At 72.9% G+C, this 1,777-nt stretch carries 1 protein-coding gene; it reads left to right on the top strand.

The annotated features are described in order from the left end of the window. The first annotated feature begins 90 nt into the window (after nucleotides 1–90). Nucleotides 91–1,698 carry a glycoside hydrolase family 13 protein gene (locus AOJ26_RS40955; RefSeq protein WP_053853390.1) on the top strand — a complete coding sequence of 536 codons (1,608 nt, stop codon included), beginning with the start codon at nucleotides 91–93 and terminating at the stop codon, nucleotides 1,696–1,698. The last annotated feature ends 79 nt before the right edge of the window (nucleotides 1,699–1,777 follow it).

Genomic DNA, 1,777 nt, shown 5'->3' with positions numbered 1-1,777 from the left:
CCCGAGAACTCGCCGCCGCCCCGTCACCACCCGCCCCGCAGCGACCGGGGCGGCGGCGAGGCACCTCTTCCTGCCCGAAAGGACCACTCTGTGGCAGCCCCTCACACACCCGGCACCGACCTCTGGTGGCGCGACGCCGTCATCTACCAGGTGTACCCCCGCAGCTTCGCCGACGGCGACGGCGACGGCACCGGTGACCTCGCGGGCGTCCGGGCGAGACTGCCCTACCTCGCCGAACTCGGCGTCGACGCCGTCTGGTTCACCCCGTGGTACGCCTCGCCCCTCGTCGACGGCGGATACGACGTCGCCGACTACCGCACCATCGACCCCGCCTTCGGCACCCTCGACGAGGCCGAGAAACTGATCGCCGAGGCCGCCGCGGTCGGTATCCGCGTCATCGTCGACATCGTCCCCAACCACGTGTCCGACCAGCACGTCTGGTTCCAGGCGGCCCTGGCCGCCGGCCCCGGCAGCCCGGAGCGGGAGCGGTTCCACTTCCGCCCCGGACGCGGCGAGAACGGGGAACTGCCCCCGAACAACTGGCCCTCCCAGTTCTCGGGCCCCACCTGGACGCGCGTCCCGGACGGCGAGTGGTACCTGCACCTGTTCACCCCCGAGCAGCCCGACCTCAACTGGTCCCACCCCGAGGTCCGCCAGGAGCACGAGGACGTGCTGCGCTTCTGGTTCGAGCGCGGTGTCGCCGGCGTTCGCATCGACTCCGCCGCGCTGCTCGCCAAAGATCCCGCGCTCGCCGACTTCGTGGAGGACGTGGACCCCCACCCGTACATCGACCAGGACGAGCTCCACGACATCTACCGGTCCTGGCGTGCCGTCGCCGACGAGTACGGCGGCGTCTTCGTCGGCGAGGTGTGGCTGCCCGACGCCGAGCGCTTCGCCCGCTATCTGCGCCCCGACGAGCTCCACACCGCGTTCAACTTCAACTTCCTCGCCTGCCCCTGGGAGCCGGACCGGCTGCGTCGCACCATCGACGACACCCTCGCCGAACACGCCCCCGTCGGAGCCCCCGCGACCTGGGTGCTGTGCAATCACGACGTCACCCGCACCGTCACCCGCTACGGCCGTGAGAACACCGGGTTCGACTTCGCCGCCAAGCGCTTCGGCACCCCCACCGACCTCGCTCTGGGCACGCGCCGCGCCCGGGCCGCCGCCCTGCTGACCCTGGCCCTGCCCGGTTCGGTCTACCTCTACCAGGGCGAGGAACTGGGGCTGCCCGAGGCCGACATCCCCCTCGACCGCATCCAGGACCCCATGCACTTCCGTTCCGGCGGCATCGACCCCGGCCGCGACGGGTGCCGGGTACCGCTGCCGTGGGAGGCCCAGGCCCCCGCCTACGGCTTCGGCACGGGGGCCGCGCCCTGGCTGCCGCAGCCCGAGGACTGGGCGCCGTACGCGGTGGACCGGCAGAACGGTGACCCGCAGTCGATGCTCACGCTCTACCGCGAGGCGCTGCGCATCCGGCGCTCCGAGCCGTCCTTCGGCCACGGACCGATGCAGTGGCTGCCCGCCGAGGAAGGAGTGCTGGCCTTCGCCCGTCCCGGGGGCCCGATCTGCGTGGTCAACCTGTCCGAGGCGCCCGTCGATCTGCCGGTGGCCGGCGAAGTGCTCCTGTCCAGCGGCCCGTTGGAGAGCGACGGCAAGCTGCCGTCGGACACGGCCGTCTGGCTGCGGACCGCCTGACCCACCTGCCCCTGCGCGCCTCGCCGGCCGGTCGACGTCGGCCGGGCGCGCAGGCACCACACCCCGGCCCCGGCTGGGT

Source organism: Streptomyces sp. NRRL B-24085 (assembly GCF_001282115.1).
Classification (GTDB): Bacteria; Actinomycetota; Actinomycetes; order Streptomycetales; family Streptomycetaceae; genus Streptomyces.
This window is presented reverse-complemented; position numbering and strand designations above follow the sequence as displayed.